The sequence below is a fragment of the Candidatus Seongchinamella marina genome, assembly GCF_026262685.1.
GTDB classification, from domain to species: Bacteria; Pseudomonadota; Gammaproteobacteria; order Pseudomonadales; family Halieaceae; genus Halioglobus; species Halioglobus marinus.
Genome location: NZ_SHNP01000002.1, coordinates 88,961 through 109,189, shown reverse-complemented (window position 1 = coordinate 109,189; position 20,229 = coordinate 88,961). Strand labels below are relative to the sequence as shown.

17 protein-coding genes are annotated in these 20,229 nt (G+C 51.3%); 12 read left to right on the top strand and 5 right to left on the bottom strand.

All coding sequences use genetic code 11. The features are described 5' to 3' along the window. Positions 1-12 precede the first annotated feature (12 nt). Positions 13-990, bottom strand: coding sequence for an ABC transporter permease (locus EYC87_RS05510; protein WP_007229315.1), 978 nt, complete (start codon positions 988-990; stop codon positions 13-15). Further along, positions 990-3,164, bottom strand: coding sequence for an ABC transporter substrate-binding protein (locus EYC87_RS05505; RefSeq protein WP_279251998.1), 2,175 nt, complete (start codon positions 3,162-3,164; stop codon positions 990-992). The genes EYC87_RS05510 and EYC87_RS05505 overlap by 1 nt, the downstream gene beginning before the upstream one ends. A gap of 261 nt (positions 3,165-3,425) precedes the next feature. Here EYC87_RS05505 and EYC87_RS05500 point away from each other — a divergent pair, with 261 nt between their 5' ends. The 3 genes from EYC87_RS05500 (at position 3,426) to EYC87_RS05490 (ending at position 6,097) form a co-directional block, all read left to right on the top strand. Next, positions 3,426-3,785 (top strand): cupin domain-containing protein, encoded by a 360-nt coding sequence (locus EYC87_RS05500; protein WP_279251997.1) that lies wholly within the window; start codon positions 3,426-3,428, stop codon positions 3,783-3,785. Between the two features lie 66 nt (positions 3,786-3,851). Then, on the top strand, positions 3,852-5,231 hold the full coding sequence (dbpA, locus tag EYC87_RS05495) for an ATP-dependent RNA helicase DbpA (RefSeq protein WP_279251996.1): 1,380 nt from the start codon (positions 3,852-3,854) through the stop codon (positions 5,229-5,231). Between the two features lie 5 nt (positions 5,232-5,236). Beyond that, positions 5,237-6,097, top strand: a complete 861-nt coding sequence (locus tag EYC87_RS05490) for a PA4780 family RIO1-like protein kinase (RefSeq protein WP_279251995.1) — start codon at positions 5,237-5,239, stop codon at positions 6,095-6,097. A gap of 31 nt (positions 6,098-6,128) precedes the next feature. Here the strand turns inward: EYC87_RS05490 and EYC87_RS05485 are convergent, their stop codons facing one another. Further along, positions 6,129-6,725: a TetR/AcrR family transcriptional regulator gene (locus EYC87_RS05485; RefSeq protein ID WP_279251994.1), complete on the bottom strand. Its 597-nt coding sequence runs from the start codon at positions 6,723-6,725 to the stop codon at positions 6,129-6,131. Positions 6,726-6,804: 79 nt separating this feature from the next. Between EYC87_RS05485 and EYC87_RS05480 the strand changes: the two genes are divergently transcribed. The 7 genes from EYC87_RS05480 (at position 6,805) to EYC87_RS05450 (ending at position 14,849) form a co-directional block, all read left to right on the top strand. After that, positions 6,805-8,019: an NADH:flavin oxidoreductase gene (locus EYC87_RS05480; protein ID WP_279251993.1), complete on the top strand. Its 1,215-nt coding sequence runs from the start codon at positions 6,805-6,807 to the stop codon at positions 8,017-8,019. Further along, on the top strand, positions 8,019-8,564 hold the full coding sequence (locus EYC87_RS05475) for a VOC family protein (RefSeq protein WP_279251992.1): 546 nt from the start codon (positions 8,019-8,021) through the stop codon (positions 8,562-8,564). The genes EYC87_RS05480 and EYC87_RS05475 overlap by 1 nt, the downstream gene beginning before the upstream one ends. A 16-nt stretch (positions 8,565-8,580) precedes the next feature. Further along, entirely contained in the window at positions 8,581-8,970 is a 390-nt protein-coding gene (locus tag EYC87_RS05470; RefSeq protein ID WP_279251991.1) for a DUF4260 domain-containing protein, read from the top strand. Positions 8,971-8,988: 18 nt separating this feature from the next. Beyond that, a complete protein-coding gene (locus EYC87_RS05465) occupies positions 8,989-9,789 on the top strand; it encodes an SDR family NAD(P)-dependent oxidoreductase (protein WP_279251990.1) in 801 nt (266 codons plus the stop codon). A 35-nt stretch (positions 9,790-9,824) separates the two neighbouring features. Next, on the top strand, positions 9,825-12,053 hold the full coding sequence (locus EYC87_RS05460; RefSeq protein WP_279251989.1) for a DUF3604 domain-containing protein: 2,229 nt from the start codon (positions 9,825-9,827) through the stop codon (positions 12,051-12,053). A 145-nt stretch (positions 12,054-12,198) separates the two neighbouring features. Further along, positions 12,199-13,923 carry an amidohydrolase gene (locus tag EYC87_RS05455; protein ID WP_279251988.1) on the top strand — a complete coding sequence of 575 codons (1,725 nt, stop codon included), beginning with the start codon at positions 12,199-12,201 and terminating at the stop codon, positions 13,921-13,923. 23 nt (positions 13,924-13,946) lie between these two features. Further along, entirely contained in the window at positions 13,947-14,849 is a 903-nt protein-coding gene (locus EYC87_RS05450) for a hypothetical protein (protein WP_279251987.1), read from the top strand. 143 nt (positions 14,850-14,992) lie between these two features. Here the strand turns inward: EYC87_RS05450 and EYC87_RS05445 are convergent, their stop codons facing one another. Then, entirely contained in the window at positions 14,993-16,915 is a 1,923-nt protein-coding gene (locus EYC87_RS05445) for a DUF3604 domain-containing protein (RefSeq protein WP_279251986.1), read from the bottom strand. A gap of 608 nt (positions 16,916-17,523) precedes the next feature. Between EYC87_RS05445 and EYC87_RS05440 the strand changes: the two genes are divergently transcribed. Both EYC87_RS05440 and EYC87_RS05435 read left to right on the top strand, forming a co-directional pair. Then, complete coding sequence (locus EYC87_RS05440) at positions 17,524-18,048, top strand: hypothetical protein (RefSeq protein WP_279251985.1); 525 nt, start codon at positions 17,524-17,526, stop codon at positions 18,046-18,048. A gap of 206 nt (positions 18,049-18,254) precedes the next feature. Next, positions 18,255-19,403, top strand: a complete 1,149-nt coding sequence (locus tag EYC87_RS05435; protein ID WP_279251984.1) for a serine hydrolase domain-containing protein — start codon at positions 18,255-18,257, stop codon at positions 19,401-19,403. A 208-nt stretch (positions 19,404-19,611) separates the two neighbouring features. Here the strand turns inward: EYC87_RS05435 and EYC87_RS05430 are convergent, their stop codons facing one another. Next, the gene (locus EYC87_RS05430) at positions 19,612-20,088 is read right to left on the bottom strand and encodes a YcxB family protein (RefSeq protein ID WP_279251983.1); all 477 of its coding nucleotides are present in this window, start codon (positions 20,086-20,088) and stop codon (positions 19,612-19,614) included. Positions 20,089-20,229 lie beyond the last annotated feature (141 nt).

Sequence of the window (20,229 nt, the reverse complement as noted above, 5' to 3'; positions counted from 1 at the left end):
CTCTCGCTACCCTCAGCTTAATCTTACCCGGGGATCAGCCCAGGTATAAGAAATGTCGGTGAGTATCAGCCCCACGATATAAAGGATGGAACCGATAAAGACCATGCTTCGCACAATGGCAAAGTCCTGTGATTTGATCGCGTCCAGCATATAGCTTCCCAACCCCGGGATGCCGAAGAAAGATTCAATCAGTAAACTGCCCATGAATAGGGCCGGCACCAATACCACCACACCGGTGAGGATGGGAATAAGTGCATTGGGTAAAATGTGGTTGAAGAGAATGCTGATTTCGCTGGCGCCCTTGGCCCTGGCGGTGCGCACATAATCCTGGTTGGCTTCCTCCAGAAACAGGGTTCTGTACCAACGTGCACCAGACCCTATACCCGCAACCACACCCACCATTACCGGTAGAATTAAAAATCGCCACACTTGCCCATCCGGGTGGAAGCCAGAAACAGGAACCAGTTTCCAGGTTTTTGCGATGAGGTATTGCCCGCCAATAATGTAAAACAGATATGAAATAGACATCAGCGACACAAAAACGAATACCGCCCATCGATCCAGCTTGGTGCCATGAAACATCACCACCATTAAGGCCACACAAATATTAACCCCGATACCCACCGCAAAAGTGGGCAAGGCCACCGCAAGGCTGGGCCACATGCGATTAGAAACATCAGTCGTAATATCTCTACCGCTCTCTGATCGACCAAAGTCAAACGCAAACAGTCGCAGCGATTTGTTAAAGAAAATTGTATCGGTGATGGCGTCAATACCACTGGCTTCATCATTAACAAACAGGGGCTTGTCGTAGCCGTTTTTGACTTTCCACTTCTCGATAGCCTCCGGGGTGACATACTTTTCTCCCAGCTGCGAAACAGCCATATCGTCAGGAGAATTCACCACAAAGAACAGGGTAAACGTCAGCAGGTTTACCCCGATCAGGATAGGAATGGCGTAAAACAAGCGTCGAATGATATAAGCAAGCATTACTGGCTACCTGTGTTTTTGGCGGTGGCGTTCTGGCGACGACGATAGGCGGTGATGCCGGGGAGTACCAATCCGATCATCAACATTGCACCGGCAAATAACGGCCAGGTTATCGGCTGGTTCCACTCGGCGCGTTTAAGCTGCCGCATTTCATCATCAATATTGATGTACTTAAGAGTGGCCTTGGAAATCCCGTGGCGCTTGGTATTGCTGACCCAAGGATTAGAGAGGTAAATATCCTTGGGATAATAAGCAAACAACCAAACCGCTTCCTCCCTATAGATTTCTACCAAACGGGCAACCATCGCATCTCGTTCTGGGCCGCGGGGCGAGACACGAACCTGGCGGAACAACTCGTCATATTCGGCGTGCTCAAAATTTGAATTATTAGCGCCGTCGCACTTACAAATTAGTGGGCTCTCTGGGCTGAAGAGCAGGAACAGGAAGTTTTCCGGATCAGGATAATCTGCCAACCAGCCATGGGAGTAAATTTGCGTATTGCCAGTGAGCAGTTTTTCTCGAGTCCGGTTCCAGTCTGCAGGACGGTACTCGACCTGAACTCCAATCTGGCCAAAGGCACGATCCATCCAGTTCATCGTGGTATTACTGACGGCTTGGCTCTGCACATCAATGAAGATTTTTAATGGCTCTCCGGTGCGTTCATCCCTGCCATTGGGGTAGCCTGCCTCAACCAGTAACTGTCTGGCTTCGTCTATTGAACGGCGTGCAGCGCCTCCATCGATCCACTCGTGCGTCAGGGGATTAATACCGGCTTCACCTTCCAGATGACCGGGAATACCGGGAGGTATTGGGCTAGGAGCATTTATTCCATTACCTTTGTAGAAAATGGCCAAGTACTCCTCGACATTGAAAGCGATTTGTAGCGCCCTGCGCAGTTTACGCTTCTCTTCGGTGTAGCCCCCAACAACCGGGTCTCGCATATTGAAACCGTAGTAGTAAATCCCTGGTTTCACATCGGGATCCATGTTGATGCCATGATCTGCCACGTCCCCGGACATCTCAACGCCATCAGGGCCTACCGTAAAGGCCTGGTCGAAAACGTTATTGGTATTACCGTGATTTTCGCCTGAGCGATCGTAATAGCCCTGAAGAAACTTGGTCCACAGCGGCAAGACCTCTTTCTCGAGCCTGAAGACCGCTCGATCCACCAGTGGCAGACGCTTACCCGCATCCACCAGATTCCCCGCTTCGAGATCCCCAGGTCCGCCCTCAGAAGGGAAATAATCCTCGCGGAAATTGGGATTACGAACCAGTACGATTTCGCTGTTGGGGTCGTTTTTCTCCATCATGAACGGCCCGGAGCCCACCGGCCACCAATCCAGCGTCAAGTTGCGGTCGATAAAGCCTGGGTTGTGGTAAAAGCGATCCACCTCTGGAGGAATTGGCGAAAAGAAACGCATGGCCAGCCAATAGATAAACTGGGGATAGCGGCCGTATATAGTGAGCGTCAAGGTGTGCTCGTCAACCACCTTAAGGCCTTCCATGGGGTACTCATCAAGATTCAGCCATTGATCGCGAGGGACCTGGGCCAACTGAGCCGTAAACTCTTTCATGCCTACAATATACTGAGCCATAAAACCAAGCATAGGCGAGCCCAGTTCCGGATCTGCCAAACGCTTGATACCATAAACGTAGTCGTTGGCGTGCACAGCCCTGTCGCCCGTTTGGGGGAAATCAGGGATTGATCGAAAGCGAGCGCCCTCGCTGGCGCTATCGAATAGGTAAAGCGGATCACCGCTATCGTCAACCGCAAGAGATGGGTGTGGTTGATAGCGAGCGTCAGGCCGCACTTTCAGCGTATAGCGGCTAAAGGCTACGTCGCCCTCTTCTGCAACCTCATTACCTTGCTCGTCCAGGAAAGTGACAACAGGTCGATCCTTTACGCCCAGGGGAATCAGTTCATAGGGCCGCTTCAGAAAATGATAGCCCATCGGTGACTCGTAGATCTGGCTGAGAAACACGTTCTCATCAGACGCATACGAAACCGCAGGGTCAAGGTGTTTGGGCGGCGCAGGAGACATCACCGATTGATAGACCAGTTGGCCTTCAGGCGATGACGGATTCGGGTTATTCCATGGGCCGTCTCCGCATCCGGATAGGAGTAAGAGAAGTGCCAACCCGAGGGCGGCGCGCGTTGCGCTCAGGATCTTCATAGTAATAAAAACCTGGTGAAATCTTTTTTTGTAGGACACTTGTGGCGTCAAGCGCGCAAGGTTACCTGTACCTGAGGCAACTCACAACTAGCAACTGCCACTGTTTGCAGCCAGTTATAGATTGAGGCGGTATTAATGTGTCGCTTCCCAGCTGCTATAACGGCTAGAGGGCCCTTTCCCTCAACTAAAACTGCCCCTGGATGAGTATTTTTTGCGTCTCGATTACACTCTAGACTAGACAGCAACAATTAGGGATTCAAAATGATAAGAAACATTAACGATGTGGTGAGCTTCAGCAATAGCAGGGCTGAAGTTGAGACCTACCCGACCCCGGCAGAGAAGTTGGTGAAAGGCTCACCCATGCAAAATGCCACAACCCACTTTGAGGCAGATGACAAGTTTTTTGCGGGTGAGTGGGGTGCGGAAGCTGGCTGCTGGAAGGTCACTTACACCGAGAACGAGTATTTCCACATTCTCAGTGGAAAATCCATATTACGAGACTCACGGGGTAATGAAATTGCGCTCAATGCCGGCGACAAGGTCTGCGTACCGGCAGGCTTCGAGGGTGAATGGGAAGTGATTGAGCCAACCCAGAAGATCTTCGTGATCTATGAGCCATAAGATCCTTAAAAGCCTGACAATCTGGTACACTGCGCGCCCTAAAACCCTAACCGACGGGCCTTTACCGTGGCAGACGCGTCTTTCTCCAGCCTTCCCCTTCCCAAGGATCAGCTCGATAACCTGATCAGTTTGGGCTATGCCAGCATGACAGGCATACAGGCGGCGAGCCTGCCGCTGGCGTTTAAAGGTAAAGACCTGATCGCGCAGGCGAAAACCGGCAGCGGTAAAACTGCGGCTTTTAGCCTGCCTTTGCTGGACAAGCTAAATCCCAGAGATTTTGGCACCCAGGCACTGGTGCTGTGCCCCACGAGAGAATTGGCAACCCAGGTTTCGGGAGAAATTCGACGCCTTGCCCGTTATCGTCAGAATATCAAGGTCGTCACCCTGTGCGGTGGTCAATCTATTGGCCCACAAATTGGCTCGCTGGAACACGGTGCTCACATCGTGGTGGGAACTCCCGGACGGATAAGCGACCATTTACGTAAAAAGACCCTCAATCTGACCCGGGTCGGCACGCTGGTACTGGACGAGGCCGACCGAATGCTGGAAATGGGATTTGTAGAAGACATCAGTTCGATCATTGAGCAAACTCCCGCCGCAAGACAAACCCTGCTGTTTTCTGCAACCTATCCGGACGATATAGAAGCACTGAGTGCTCGCTTTCAGAAACAGCCCGAGCGAATTAGCGTCGAGACTATGCACAACGACCAGCAGATCGACCAGCAGTTCTTCGTATGCCAAAAATCGGCACGACTGGATGGCCTGGTCACCCTGTTGAATCACTTTGCTCCGCAAACCGCAGTCGTGTTTTGTAACACCAAGCAGTTGGTACGTGACGTTACTGCACACCTTGATGAGCGCAGCATACGAGCGCTCGCGCTGCATGGTGACATGGAGCAGCGCGATCGAGACCAGGTGCTGATCCAATTTCGTCAACAAAGCTGCAGCGTGCTTGTGGCTACGGATGTTGCCGCAAGAGGTCTGGATATTGATGACCTGCCGGTAGTCGTCAACTTTGAGCTTCCGCGAGAGACAGAGGTTTACGTGCACCGGGTCGGCCGCACCGGTCGGGCAGGCAAAGCAGGACTTGCGCTTTCACTATTTGCCGACTCAGAACTATATAAACTGGAAAAAATCAGACAGCTAGCTCAGCAAGAGCCAGAAACCAAACCCATTGAAAGCATTTCTGTGAGGGGCGAGAAAATGCCCCCTCCCCCCTACGCCACTTTGTGTATCGCTGGCGGGCGAAAGCATAAAGTCAGGCCCGGTGATATCCTTGGTGCACTAACGGGCGAAGCCGGTATCGCAGGCTCGACCGTCGGCAAAATCAACGTCATGGACTTTGCCGCCTACGTTGCCGTAGAAACGTCGGTAGCTGACAAAGCACTGGGACGCCTACTCAACGGCAAGATAAAAGGCCGAAAATTCAAAGTGCGCAGGCTTTAATACTTGTGAAGACTCCTAAACGCCTTAGGCCGCTGGTCGAGGACGGCCTGATTGATGAAGTGATTTGCCCCCTGATGAGCGGCAAAGAAGCAGACGTTTTCGTGGTGCGTTGCGGCCGCGACACACGCTGTGCCAAGGTCTATAAAGATGCCATGAAGCGTAGCTTCAAAAAGGCCGCGCAGTACACCGAGGGTAGAAAAGTTCGCAACAGTCGTCGAGCCCGGGCGATGGAAAAAGGATCAAAATTCGGCAAGCAACAGCAGGAAGAAGTGTGGCAGAACGCCGAGGTGGACGCTTTATACCGATTAGATCGCGCCGGCGTAAGAGTTCCACAGCCCTATGGTTGTGTCGACGGTGTTCTACTAATGGAACTGATTACTGACGAAGACGGCGATGTCGCGCCTAGATTGAACGATGTCACTATGTCCGCAGAACAGGCCAGGGAAGACCATTCGCAAATCATGCACGATGTTATGCGCATGCTATGTGCAGGCCTGATACATGGGGACTTATCCGAATTCAACGTACTGGTAGACGCCGACGGTCCGGTCATTATCGATCTACCGCAGGCAGTGTTCGCTGCAAACAACAATAACGCGCAATCCATGTTAGAACGCGATGTAAGCAACATGACTACTTATTACTCAATGTTTGCGCCGGACCTCAAGAGCAGCCGCTATGCACAGGAAATCTGGTCACTCTACGAAGCAGGCGACCTGAACCCCGAGCTGGAGCTGACCGGTCAGTTTGATGTCGACTATGACGACGCGGATGTTGATGCCGTTATGCTGGAAATCAAGGCTGCGCTGGCAGAAGAAGAGGAACGGCTGGAGCGAATACGCGACGCGGACGAACCAGAGCTATAGGCCTGTGTATACGGGCTTGTGAACGTCGCCTTCAACACTCACTCCAAACCCCGGAAAACAAAACTTCCATCAATTGTTCGGCTTCTGCCCTGGCCATAGCCATGTCATCAGCCGCCGCTATGGTTAAAGCCGCTTCGGCAAACGCACCCATCACTACAGCCTGCAGTAGTGTACTTCGAAACTGCTCTGCCACATTGCCCAACTCGCTCGAAGTCAACGTGCTGCGCACCGCCACGCTCACGGGGCTATTATTCCAACGCTCGCGCCCGAGAATATTCGGGCTGTCAATTAACACCACCTGGCGAAAACCCGGGTCGTCACACAAATCCAGATAGGCACGCCATTGAGCCAATCCTGTGGGCGATGCATTCGATTCAGCAACCGCTTGCATGGAGGCGATGATGCGCTGCTCCGCCACCTCATTAACCGCTGCGAAAAGCCCCTTTTTGTGGCCAAAATAGTGATAAATCGGCCGAATCGTCAGGCCGCAGTCAATCGCAATATCTTCCAGGGCGGTGTCCGCATAGCCATTTGCTGCAAACAGACGACAGGCGCTATCTAGCACCGCCTGGCGAGACTCCGCTCGGCGCTCAGCCTGGGTGCGTCTGTGATGCTTGGTATCACTCATTGAACCGACTCTGGATTGACATATGTAACCATACTACATAACCTGAGAAGCGTCACTGTATATGTTCCGAGATCAAGTCATGAGCGAATATCTAGACAGAGTATTTTCCCCAGCCTCGCTGGGCAGACTGGCGTTGAAAAATCGTATTATCAAAGCGGCTACCTATGAGGGAAAAACGCCCAACGGCGTGCCAGGCGACAACCTAAAAAACTTCCATAAGAAAATTGTGGCAGGCGGGGTTGCAATGACGACAATCGGTTACTGTACAACCGAAGCCGATGGTCGAATCAATGACCAGATGATGTGGTTGCATGAGGGCATACGGCCACAGCTAACCAACATGATCAGTGTGTTGAAGGAAATCGCCCCCGACGTAAAAGTGTCCGGTCAACTGACCCACTGCGGAAACTTTTCCAAAGTACGAAAGATGCAGCGCTTAAAACGGCCTTTGGGGCCCTCACGAGCTTTCAACATGTTGGGCGCTCCCTCAGGAGTGCCTTTTGCGGGCGCAATGACGCTGCAAGACATCGAGTACCTGATAAGCACGTATGTGGATGCAGCCAAATTTATGGCAAGCGTAGGATTCGATGCCGCTGAAATTCATTTTGGCCATGGCTATGGTCTTAGCCAATTTATCAGTCCCAGAACCAACAAGCGCACTGACGAATACGGCGGCAGTCTTGACAATAGAATGCGGCTACCACTGCAGGTGCTCGATGCAGTGAAAAACGCGGTGGGTGATGATTTCGCCATAACCGGAAAAATGAATATGACCGATGGGGTTAGAGACGGTATCAAATTGCCGGAAGCGATGGCAATCGCCTCAATGTTTGATAAAGCTGGCATCGATGCGCTGATATGTTCTGGTGGCACCAGCCCCTTTAATCCAATGGTCTACTTCCGGGGCGAAAGCCTGGCAACTGGGCTGATAGAACAGCAAAAAAACCCGATCGCAAAACTGGGCTTGAAACTCACGGGTAGTAAAATGTTTCGCGATTACCCCTACTATGAAAACTACTTCCTGGAAGATGCCAAGCAAATTAGAGATCGAGTGAATTGCCAGATGATCTACATAGGTGGATGCACTGAGGCCGAAAGCATCGAGCAGGTCATGAGGGAAGGTTTCGATTTTGTGCAGCTGGGAAGACCGCTAATCAAGGACCCAGAATACGTCAATAACTTAAGAGCTCAGCGACTGAACTACAAAAATGGCTGTATTCACTGCAACCGCTGCGCAACACTGATCGAGGCACCAGGAGGCATTCACTGCCCCCTCAATGTGCAGGGCCTGTAATGCTTCCCGCTCTTAACGCAGTATTTGGACCCATTCGGCAGATCGCCTATGTCGTAGCCGATATTGATCAAGCTATCGAGAGTTGGCACGCCCAGATGGGTATCACTCCTTTCGCAGTGGCGCGCAACTGCAAGCCACTGCAAGGTTGTCGCTATCGTAACGAGGTCGCTGGTGAGATTGTTCTTAACATGGCATTTGCCTATATCGGTGACGTACAACTTGAGCTGATAGAGCAGGTAAACACAACACCGTCGATGTATCAGGAAGCTGCGAAGCGCGACTACTGGGGTGCCCATCACTATGCCGTGTGCGTGGAGGATTTTGACACCGCATATCAGCACGCCATGAGCAATGGCTTTACCGCAGTGATGAATGCAGGTGCACCTGGCTACGCACAAATGGCCTATGTGGAGTCTGAGCTAGTGCCTGGCTTGATGCTAGAGATTATCGAATGGAACGACTTAACCCGGCCCTACTTTAATGGCATAGCCGCTTTTTTAGCCGAAGCCGACCCTGGCATCTTGAAACACACTTACAAGCTATAAAGCACGGAGATATTCCATGTTTCTCTATCCAGTTGCACAAAGACGTATAGAGAGCGCCGTCGTGCTTTTTATATCATGTTACGTCTACAACGCATTAGGCTTTAAGTGGTTCATGTTCGCCGCTCTATTCTTCATCCCCGACTTGAGCATTTCTGCCTACTTTTTTGCGGGTCGGCGCGTTGGTGGTATCGCCTACAATCTAGCTCACTGCTACATAGGACCAATCACTCTGGGGCTATTGGGCTGGAGTACGGGCGACCAAATATTGCAAGCCATAGCACTTATTTGGCTTGCACACGCGGCCTTCGATCGCACGATTGGCTGGGGATTAAAGTACCCCGACAGCTTCTGCAACACCGACATGGGCGAGAAGCATTTGCCCATTGCCAACAAATATCTTAACTGAAAGCGATAAGGAGAATTCATGAAAGACTTGCAGGATAAAGTCGCGGTCATCACCGGCGGTGCCGGCGGCGTAGGTTCCGCTCTTGCGGTCAGACTAGCTGATCGCGGCTGCCACCTTGCGCTGGTCGATATTTCTGAAGAAGCACTTACCAAGGTAGTGAATGAACTCTCGGTTGAGAACATCAATATTACCAGTCACGTCGTTGATATTACCGATAAAGCGCAAATGTCTGAGCTGCCGGCAAAGGTTCTCGCTGCCCATGGAAAAGTTAATATATTGGTCAATAATGCGGGCATCACCTACCAAAAGTCTTTTGAAACGCACAGCATTGAAGACTGGGAGAAAATCATAGGCATCAACTGGTGGGGTCTACTCTATGGTTGCCATTACTTCCTGGACGCGCTCAAAGATTCAGGTGAAGGACATATCATCAACCTGTCCAGCATGAGTGCTTTCGTTGGATTACCAGGTCAGACCTCTTACTGTGCAACCAAGGCGGCAGTAAAACTTCTCAGCGAGTCCATGTGGGCCGAGATGGAGAAGCTCAACATAGGTGTTACCTCGGTTCATCCAGGCGCAATCAAGACAGGCATGATTCAGGCCACACTTAAAAACTCTGATGATCTGGAAGCTGCGCAGCGCAACTATGAGCTCGCCCAAAGAATCGGCGTCACACCTGAGCATGTTGCCGCTCGAATCATTAAAGCGATCCAGAAGAAAAACTTGCGTATACGAGTGGGTAAAGACGCCATTTTACTGGATTTGCTCAAGCGCTGGTTCCCGGTCGGCATACAAAAGCTGCTTCGGCTGGCTGCATAGTCTATTCTTGATACAGTGAAGCTGAAGATCCTGCTATGGAACATAACAATCCACTATCGAGCTTAATTCTCGGGCTGGTGATTCTGATTAGTGGCTGTAGTGGCGACTCCCACCCTACCGGTAAAGTAGAAGGAAGTGCACTTGCACCGGCAGATTTACGCCTTCGCGATAAGGGCCGAAAACCAAGCGCCGAATTACTGCGTCCGCAAAGCGAAGACAAGCAAATACTGTTTGGTGACTTACACGTTCACAGCACCTACTCGGTAGACGCCTTCACGCTGGAATTACCGATGATGGGCCAGCAAGGTATTCACACCGTAGCTGACGCCTGCGATTTCGCTCGATACTGCGGGAAACTGGATTTCTTCAGCTATAACGATCACGCCGAAGGACTCACGCCCAAACACTGGCAGGTGACACGAGAGACAGTGCGAGCGTGTAACGCAAGTGCCGATGCCGTCAATCCGGACCTCGTGGCCTTTGCCGGCTGGGAATGGACCCAAATGTCACCGGCCGTCAATGCCCACTTTGGACACAAGAATGTCATTTTTTCCGGTACGGAAGATAACGAGCTACCCGCGAGACCCATCAGCGCAAGGGTAACGCCGGATGATCTTGGCGTATTTGCGCTCTCTCGCCGCAGTGGCTCAAGCAAGTTTATCGACCCACTTAACTGGAAGCCTTACAGCAACCTCGTTCGAATGCTCGACGATATAGCAGCGGTTCCAGGCTGCGATACAAAAACACATACCCGTGATCTACCAGCTAATTGCATGGAAAATGCGGCAACTCCTGACGTGCTTTATCGTAAATTGGACGAATGGGGCCTGGAGCATATGGTAATTCCCCACGGCAATACCTGGGGAGCCTACACACCACCTACAGCGACCTGGGACAAGGCACTTGCGACCAAGTATCACAATGATCGTCAGCAGCCTTTACTGGAAATCATGAGCGGCCATGGTAATAGCGAAGAATACCGGCCCTTCGACCAGGGCATCGTCACCGCTGACGGGCGTCTCGCGTGTCCTAAGCCCAGTGATGGCTATACACCCTGCTGCTGGCAAGCCGGTGAAATTATGCGCGGACGTTGCGGCGAACTTGCCGACGACCAGTGCGAGGCACGGGTAAAGCTTGCCCGACAATATACCGTTGAGGCAGGCAATCGCTATATTGGTGTCTTTCCTGACACAACAGCAGCGGATTGGCAGCAATGTGGACAATGCACCGATTGCTTCAAACCGGCCTTCAACCAGGTGTTCAAAGAAAGCTCTCAATACGCTATGGCACTGAGCAACTTTGGCGAAGTCGATGACAACGGTAAACCCCTGCGATTTCGCTTTGGTTTTATAGGATCCACTGACGATCATACCTCTCGCCCAGGCACCGGCTACAAACAGTACGAGCGCCGTAAAATGACTATGGTTACCGGTGTAAGAAGTGACTTTTTTGGTAGCATCGTGTCGCGCCTGGCAGGCGAAATGATAGATCCTCAAATGCCACAGCAAGTCATTGGCACTAATCCAATTCCTGATATGGAAAGGATGCAAAGTTTTTATTATCCCGGAGGCATTGTCGCTGTTCACGCCCTCAGCCGCAGACGAGAAGATATCTGGGGAGCTTTAAAACGCAAGGAAGTTTACGGCACATCGGGACCCAGAATGCTGCTCTGGTTCGATGTGCTCAATGGACCCAATGGCGCAGCTCCGATGGGATCGGCTGTCGCTATGGCTGAAAATCCACGCTTTGAAGTCCGTGCCCTGGGCGCGTGGAAGCAACTGCCTGGCTGCCCTGTCGATACTGACGCGCTCAGTGGCCAGCGGAAAGAATACTTGTGCGCTGGCGAATGTTTCAACCCTGCTGAAGAAAGAGAAACCATCGCTGCTATCGAAATCATCAGGATCAGGCCGCAAGCCTATCCAGGAGAACCGATAGAGACACTCATTGAAGATCCCTGGAAGCGCTTTAATTGTCCTGCCGACCCTGACGGTTGCGTAGTGCGCTTTGCAGATGAGGACCACACAAAAAGCGGACGTGACAGCCTTTACTATGCGCGGGCCTTGCAACAGGCAACGCCAGCGATCAATGGCGCGAATTTAAGGCCTGAGCTCGACATCGATGGAAACCTTATCAGCATAGACCCCTGCTACGGAGACTACCGCACGAATTTCTCGGATGAATGCCTGTCTCCAGTGCAGGAGCGAGCGTGGTCCTCACCTATTTTTGTAGACCAGCAGCACGCCCTTCTCCCTGCCTCTCCATAACGTCATTTTTTGTCTGGCATATTTTTTAAAACGCCTACATCAACTATTGGCTTCTGAATCGGCGCAATGGCCGTGGTAGCATGTTCGTTATGCCCGGCTTCAACTCCGACAATATTGAATTGGGCTTTTTTTTGGGAGAAATGCCTTGAATTCAAATGCTCTGATTATGCTTGCCTTGATTCTCTCGCTAGCAACATTAGGTGGCTGTACCCGCGCAATTGAAGACACGATTACCGTTTTTACTGCGCGCAGTATCATCAGCATGAACCCGCAAACACCCACAGCTGAAGCAATAGCCATTCGCGGCGATACCATTGTCGCAATAGGAAATCTTGCCGACCTTCGCGAAGAACTCCGCGGACTAACGGTACGCGTCGATGAGCGATTTGACGATAAGGTGATTATGCCAGGATTTATTGATCCTCATATACACCCCTCAATAGCCGCTACTATTTTGCCGATGGAGATTGTGGCTGCGATGGCCTGGCCAACGGCCAGTGGCCTTTCCAAGCCGCTGCGTGATCCCGAATCCTTTATCGGCAGGCTAAACCAACTTGACCAGACCTTGGCGCCGGGAGATTGGCTAATCGCGTGGGGCTACCACCAGCCCTACCACGGCCCCTTAACCAGAGACTCACTTGATCAAGTATCAACCGAGCGGCCCATTATGATCTGGCAGCGATCGGTGCATGAAATGTTCTTCAACAGCAAAGCACTGGAAACGCTTGGACTCACCGAAGAGAACTTTGCGCTAGAGCCACAAAGCAGCTGGAAGAACGGGCATATCTGGGAGTCCGGCATGTTTACCCTGGGGCAGCCGATGATGAAAATTATCGCAGCGCCCTCGCGCTACTTAAGCGGGTTATCGCTAATGAGCGACTTAATTCAACGCGCTGGGGTAACCACGGTTGGTGAGCAGGGCTTTCCCCAAATTAGCACCCTACTTGAGTACTGGTCCCTAAGATGGGAACTCATCGGCAAGCCCTACCGTTTCGCTCTGGTCCCCAATGCGATGTTCCTCAGCAATCAAAACGAATCCCTGGAAACTGTACTCGGTGCTGCAGAAGACCTGCTACACAAATCCAGCGACAGAATTCGGGTGGTGAAGCACATCAAGTATTACGCTGACGGGGCAATATATAGCCAACTTATGCAGATGACGGAACCCTACCTGGACGGCCACCACGGCGAGTGGATGATTCCACCGAAGAAACAAAAGGCACTGTTAGAGACATTCTGGCGCGCTGGCTGGGATATTCATATTCACGTAAATGGTGACGCCGGACTGGACCAAGTCCTGGATCACGTCACCGCGCTCAGACAGGCGGTGCCCGGGCAAGATCCGAAAATAGTGCTGGAGCACTACGGGTATGCCCGAAGCGATCAACATGCCAGGGTGAAGGCGCTGAATATCGCAGTTTCAAACAATCCCTATTACTTATATGAGCTTGCGCCCATTTATGCAGAGCACGGCCTCGGATCAGGAAGAGCTGAAAACATATCACCCCTGGGAGGTTTGCATTCAGCGGGTGTCCCGGTGTCATTTCATTCTGATTTTACTATGGCTCCATTGCAGCCCCTGACACTTGCCTGGGTAGCAGCCAATCGCATTGCCAGTGATAATAAGACATGGGGTCGCCATCAACGCATTCCAGTTGAAACGGCGATGGCGGCCATCACCATAGAAGCCGCAAAAAGCCTAGGGCTCGAAAATGAAATAGGCTCACTTGAACCTGGCAAAAAAGCTGATTTTACGATACTGGAGGAGAACCCCTACGAGATCCCCAGGGATAAACTCAGGGACATCGCGATCTGGGGAACTGTTTTTGAGGGCACAATCAATCCAGTGGTAAAAGTGGCGACGGATTAGCGAATTATTGCAAGGAATAACAAGTGACGGTGATTGAGCACATATGGCCATGGCCCTGGTGGGGCGTGATGGTGGCAATTAATATTTGCAACCTTGCGATCTGTATCGCCTGCTTTAGAAACTCGCTACTCAGGCCCGATGGCAACAGCACTTATGTGCGCAACATGCGGATAATGGGACTGGTGTTTACGCTGGTCGCCCTGTACCGCGCTGTTTTCGTGTCGCGTTACCTTTATCAGTACGCATGGTTCGACACTCTAGCCAACAGTTCACTGGTTATTCGAACCTTCGCCTGGGGGGCCGAGCTCTCCTTTGCCGGTTTAATCGCTTTTTCCATGCTGCGTTTTAACCGGGATATGGCTCGACACGATGATTCTTATGCGCTATCACGCTACGAAAAATTGGCGCCGTACGGGCTTATTCTCTGTATTTTTGTTGCCCAGTTTTTTGCTACCGGAGGGCTGATCACAAAAAGTCGCCTGTTGTTTGCAATTGAAGAGAGCCTTTGGAGCGCTGGCTTCTTTACTATTCTGCCCCTGGCGATTATCCAATTCCGCAGGGCGTCAAAGCAGGCACTACCCAGCACCTATATCATGCTGCGCCGCAGCAGCCTGGTTTTATTGTCCTGGTGTGTTATCTACTGTAGCTACGGCTTGGTCTACCATCTGCCCACAGAATACTGGGCTACGGCACTAGAACAGCTGCGTACGGGAGAACCTCAGTTGAAGACTGGTTTTTCGGCAATTAAAGATGCATTCAAAAGTGTTAACGTGACTCACCATTACCCGGACTGGGGCTTCGGTTTTGTGCTTTGGCACAGTGCCTATTTCAGCGTTTGCGTATGGCTTTCGATTTTTCTGATGCGCGCCCCCCGTTATCTCGGGGCAGAGCAACAGGGAGCGCTTCTTGAGGGCCGCGCCCATTAGGATTTCAGAAGCCCTTGCAACCGCTTTATTCCATGCTCGCCCACTTCCGGCACCAGGCGATGGCCTTTAGCTCTGAAAGGGTACGCCGGCTAAGTCGGGAATTGACCCAGCCCTGGCGCCCAAGCTCGAACTCCGACGAAAAATTACGGTGCGTACCAGATTGCTGAGGTATAGGCACGTTCCTGTAACGAAATCGGCACGCCTGCAGGCAACTCGACACCGAATCTTGCAGCTTCATAGGTTGTCCAGCGTGGCGTAGGAATCTCTAGTACGCGCGCGTAATAAACCGCAGGATTCTCCGGATCAAAATCGGGATCTTCCCAGACAGCAACCAGTTCTGAAGCGCCAATATTATTAGTCCATGTCGCAGTCTCGGCGTCGACGGTATTGCCTACTTGAGGAAGCTCGCCTTCAGATCCAAGCAAGCGTTCATCAGACCAGGCCACATTATAAACTTTCTCGTGCTTGTCTCCACGCCGGTCAATCCAGCCTTTCACAATTTGAATACGGTCGAGGTTCCCTGAATATGGATCACGCGCCGCCGCTACTAAAAAACTGGGTGGTTTTTCAGTGTCTGGGCGAGATGGCAAGTCGGCTCCCATAGGAACACCCTTACGATATCCAGCATCGGCTAGCAAACGACCAAGTGTATCTTCATTTTTAAAATTCCAACCACCGAAAAAGCGTACTGTCATTCTTGGACCAGTCGTTGCGTATGTCTCCTTTCGCATCATGGCGTCCCAGAGCGCTTCACGCGTGTTTTCTGTCGCCCATATTCCTTGATAACCAGAAGCAGACATAGACCAACCCGGGTATTCAGCATCACCAACCTTGGCCATCGGGTGTTCCATGCGTGCCGGGTTAGGCTCAGCGCCAGAGTGTTTGCCAAAAAAGTTCTCTTCCTCCGCAGTAGATAGAGCAGTATGGGTGTCGGTTCCGCCAACGAAGCCAAATTTGTAGGGGTTAACGCCAGTTTTCCTTTCAATTTGGAGACCTTGTTGAAGTGCCGTTCTACCATACTCAGTTTCAATCATCTTAGCGGTCTTGAGCTCTGAAAGATCCAGATTGCCCACTGCCCATGTTTCAAAGTCTGCAAACGCATCATCTGGAGACAGCAACGCATGTGCCTCTCCGTCACCTTTTATTTGCGTAATTTCATAAAGTGGCTCCCAGCGAGCGCGGGTTTCGGCCCATTTTTTATTAACAGTTCCCCCCCATAGCGGTTTATTCATCGGAAACATATGGCCATTTGACATGTTGCCGTTATGAGCGATTGCCAATACCGAGCCACCAGTTTTTTGCTCGTACTCGGCGAGCCATTTCCACAATTCCCGCGGATCCGGGCTGCCATAAGGTGGAAGCGTCGTATACGGTTCCATCATGGCGGCCTTGTTTTTACCATCCCGGTAAATGACGTTTCTGTGCAGATTGAAACCACCGTCCGTTGAAGTCCACTCATAGCCTATAAATGCGGTGAACTGTCCTGGTTTATTGTGTGTCTCGGCCGCATTCATCGTAAGTTCCCAAGCATCACGATACAGCGGTGTGCCCGGAGCAAGGTACATCCCTTCTTCGAATGCATTGTTAGTCAGCGCTTGAATTATCTCTACCGCTGCCCCAACCGCAGTCCGACCGCCTTCCTGAATCATGCCGTACCAACGCTTTCCCTGTTCAGTCGCCAGCATTGTTGGATCCCCGTTCATCAAGGTGGGGAAAAAATTCATATTGTCGGAGTGGTCAGCCACCACGAGCCAATCCAGTGGGCGACTAAGTTTCACTGGATAGCCGGTAGAGGAGGTCAATTGCTCTCCCTGGGCCAGGCGATAAGCATCGTCGGGCATAAGTCTGGCGCCAAAGGCTCCCGCATCCAATGACATACCAGTGTGCGTATGAGTGTCTCCCCAAAAAACGCGAGTGGGAAAATTTCGGTTAGCGTACGGCGAAAACTTTTTTTCCTTGACCAGCACCTCTCTGAGCGCATCCTCGGCCGGAAGTGGTGCTTGGCTGGCGACAATTGGCCCGCTGAGACCGATGATGGTGATAAAAATCATCCAGTTAGATTTCATAGCGTTTACTCATAATTATTAGGGGTTCGGGCGCATTTTACGCAAACCACTGCCAGCTTCGCGTGGGCCCGTAGGTCATCCTCGCAAGCTGGGTCAGTCTAAGCTGCAATTATCAAGCCACGCATCAACCATGGTTAGCGTGTATTTTTTGACTCGTTTTGAAGAGCGATGTCATTATGCGGGTCAATTTGAGACGCAAAACTGGAGAGCCTTGTTGATAATAGGTATATTTTTGTTATCGTGACAGAGGAAAATAAAAAGCCTCGCTAAAGATCCTCTCAAAGCGTCTGAAAGATACTTTGATAGAACCGGCAAATTAGCGGGGCTCAAGGTAGCCGAATTTCGTGGGAAAGCCGGGGCACCTGCCTTCCCTCAGCACAAGGGAAGGTGCTTTGCGAGCAGCTGAAAGTAGACTAGCGAAAGAGGGTCCACTGAGTGTCAATGCATTATTTAAAAGTGTGTAAGCTCTTAATTGCTTGGCAGACAAGCCGCAACAAGGTACGTCTACCCCGCTGTTGCGACCATCAGTATCAATGGAAGCAGATACGAACATCGGACGTTCTTGCTAGTATTTTTACCAGTGCCAAAGGCTTGGAGGACGAATAATCATGACCCTACAAATCATGTCTCAACTGGGTGAGTTTATTGGCGGCGTTGGCGTTATTTTCACACTGGTTTACCTCGCCGTCCAGGTGCGCAGCAATACAAGCTCTCAAAGGGCCGATATGACTGCTAGAGTTTTAGAGCGTCTGGCAGCGCAACAGCATACGTTTGGCTTTGATGTAGCCGCCAACAAATTTTTTATGCAAAGCGTTAGTGACCCGGCAAAAATTTCGATTGAAGACAGAAGCCGGTTTCAATGGGTGATGACCGAGTTTCTCAGCTCAATGGAGTTTTTAAAGCAACAACATGCAGCCGGCAACATAGAGGAGCAGGTGTGGCTCCGTTGGGCAAACACACTGAATTTTTGGTTAAGCTTTCCTGGCGTAAGAACCTATTGGGCCTGCAGAGCGACACCCTATACCGATAGCTTTACCGATTATATCGATCAACAGATCGCAGATAACGACTATTCTTTCAATGTCGATAATTATGAACATTACATGCGGACCGGCAAAACCCCGGCAAACTGAATTGTCGAATACCGCCTGACGTCCGATAACCACAGCGCAACAACATTGTCAGTATTGGCTCTAAGACCCAGCGCGGCCGCCAACATAGAGACTGGTAGTTGAGGTACCCAACTTCATCAACGACCCAAATACTTGTGTTCAAGCGTTGAGCGCATTTATACTTCGACCACTAGATTTTGCGCTCTTAATGACTAGGCCAACCTCCTATGAAAAAGCTTTTCGGGGCATTTTTATGCCTGCTTTTCCTCGTTGCGTGCAGTGACTCTAACGACTCCAATACACCTGAGCCACCACCACCGCCACCTGTGCCGCCGGACTTCGCCGCCGCTGACGCCTGGATGCAAGATTTTGTTGACTCAGAAGACGCCTTTCCCGGGGGCTCCTACATTATTGTGGACAAGGACCTGGGGGTCGTGCACAAAAAAGTATTTGGTAACCTGACAGAAGACAGTCTCGTTCTGCTCGCCTCCACTAGTAAGGTCCCTACCGTTACGCTGCTGTTGGCCCTGAACGATGATGATTCTATCGATTTCGATATCGATACGCCCATCGCCAACTATCTACCTTGGCAAGGCGTATGGGATGAAAACATAACGACTAAGCACCTTGTCTCCAACCGCTCCGGCATACCCGGACTGATCCAAGTGCTCAGTAACCAGGCGGCAGCAGCGAGCCATGCTTGCCAATTTTTTCCTATCGGCACGTTATACGACTGCGTCGAGAGCCTTTACACCAATCCGCTACCGGGTTTTGTGAGCACTCCAGCCAATACGGCCTTTGATTATGGCGGCAGTCAATGGCAAATCTCCGGTGGTGTCGCTGAAAGTGTAGGCGGCGCCAGCTGGAATCAGTTGTGGGATCAATACATAGCACAGCCGTGCGACATTGAAATAACGACCTACGGTAATAATCTCGCCATCGCAGCCGCCTGGGACGGTAATCCAGAAAGCTTGCAGGGCAATGATAATCCCAACATGGAAGGCGGCATGATGGCCACCCTGGATGACTATGCCAAGCTATTGTCCTTGCACTTGAGTGAAGGTGTGTGCGGTGACAATCGTGTTTTGTCTGCGGAGAGTTTAATAGAGATGCGCACAGCAACAACGCTAAACGAAGATGGCAGTGGCTACTATGGTATGGGTTGGTGGTTTGAGCCGGCCAATGAAACCGGCACGACTACAGTATTCACTGACGGCGGGGCCTGGGGCTCGTTGTCATGGATAGATGCCGAGCGCAATTATGCCGGCGTAGTATTTTTCGAGGAGTACACCGGCACTGAAGCAAACAAGGCTACCAGCGGCGCCCGCAACCAGCTGATTCCGATTGTTGCTGAGGCTTTCGACGCCGTGCAATAGTGTGGCGCTAATTACCCACTTGGAACCTCTCGCCCAGCAGCCCTGGAACGCCCTCATCGGTGGCGTTTGAACCCTTGGGTAAGCTCTGTGCAGGAGATCAGAGGCAGCACAAGAGAAGCCCCGTCAACTGCATTTTTTTTTATGCGACGTCAAAATGGCGATGTCCGTGCTGAGTCCATCAACAAGCGCCACAAAATCGAGGTGAATGCTAGCTCTTGCACCGATCTGCAATTTCACCGGGCAATTCAGCAGACAGGGCGGATTTCGACAGGTACTGTTGACCTCCTGTTTTAGTCACAAGAATGATGCCTAGCTCGGTTTCAACAACGCGTTCAATATCTGTCCACAGCAGCGATGATTGTGTGTAGGGATTGCGTGTTTGTATCCCATCCGAGTCTATGGTCAGCCTCACTTCGCTGTTAGCGCTCTTCCCCCACATCTGTCGCGCTAACCACCACGCTCGTCGAAATCGTATATGAATCAGTTCGAGACAACCTAGAGCTACTAAGACAAAACCCGCGACCTTGGGTTGATCGGTGAATAACAGAAGCCCTATGCCAGCAACAAACAATATTACTGGAAATAGATAACTGGGCCTGGCGTTTTTCCCATGAGGCAAAGACTGATCAAAACACTCGGCAAGGTACTCTCGAGATAATATGAACTGAGTACTAAAACGCTTCATAGCAACCACTTGTTGTCTAACCTCCAACAAAGATATCAGGATGCTCGCTGTTAGGCGAAAGCGGAGATTAAGGATACAAGAATATATGCTTTTTTAAGTTCTGCAATGTGCCAGACAGGTGCCCCTATCGACTAGCCGCGC

What these genes read in the sequence shown, in the direction of transcription:
- EYC87_RS05435 (WP_279251984.1), top strand. Translation starts at nt 18,255, where the DNA reads ATGAAAAAGCTTTTCGGGGCATTTTTATGCCTGCTTTTCCTCGTTGCG.
- EYC87_RS05470 (WP_279251991.1), top strand. Translation starts at nt 8,581, where the DNA reads ATGTTTCTCTATCCAGTTGCACAAAGACGTATAGAGAGCGCCGTCGTG.
- EYC87_RS05475 (WP_279251992.1), top strand. Translation starts at nt 8,019, where the DNA reads ATGCTTCCCGCTCTTAACGCAGTATTTGGACCCATTCGGCAGATCGCC.
- EYC87_RS05440 (WP_279251985.1), top strand. Translation starts at nt 17,524, where the DNA reads ATGACCCTACAAATCATGTCTCAACTGGGTGAGTTTATTGGCGGCGTT.
- EYC87_RS05505 (WP_279251998.1), bottom strand. Translation starts at nt 3,164, where the DNA reads ATGAAGATCCTGAGCGCAACGCGCGCCGCCCTCGGGTTGGCACTTCTC.
- EYC87_RS05430 (WP_279251983.1), bottom strand. Translation starts at nt 20,088, where the DNA reads ATGAAGCGTTTTAGTACTCAGTTCATATTATCTCGAGAGTACCTTGCC.
- EYC87_RS05460 (WP_279251989.1), top strand. Translation starts at nt 9,825, where the DNA reads ATGGAACATAACAATCCACTATCGAGCTTAATTCTCGGGCTGGTGATT.
- EYC87_RS05465 (WP_279251990.1), top strand. Translation starts at nt 8,989, where the DNA reads ATGAAAGACTTGCAGGATAAAGTCGCGGTCATCACCGGCGGTGCCGGC.
- EYC87_RS05480 (WP_279251993.1), top strand. Translation starts at nt 6,805, where the DNA reads ATGAGCGAATATCTAGACAGAGTATTTTCCCCAGCCTCGCTGGGCAGA.
- EYC87_RS05445 (WP_279251986.1), bottom strand. Translation starts at nt 16,915, where the DNA reads ATGAAATCTAACTGGATGATTTTTATCACCATCATCGGTCTCAGCGGG.
- EYC87_RS05500 (WP_279251997.1), top strand. Translation starts at nt 3,426, where the DNA reads ATGATAAGAAACATTAACGATGTGGTGAGCTTCAGCAATAGCAGGGCT.
- EYC87_RS05510 (WP_007229315.1), bottom strand. Translation starts at nt 990, where the DNA reads ATGCTTGCTTATATCATTCGACGCTTGTTTTACGCCATTCCTATCCTG.
- EYC87_RS05485 (WP_279251994.1), bottom strand. Translation starts at nt 6,725, where the DNA reads ATGAGTGATACCAAGCATCACAGACGCACCCAGGCTGAGCGCCGAGCG.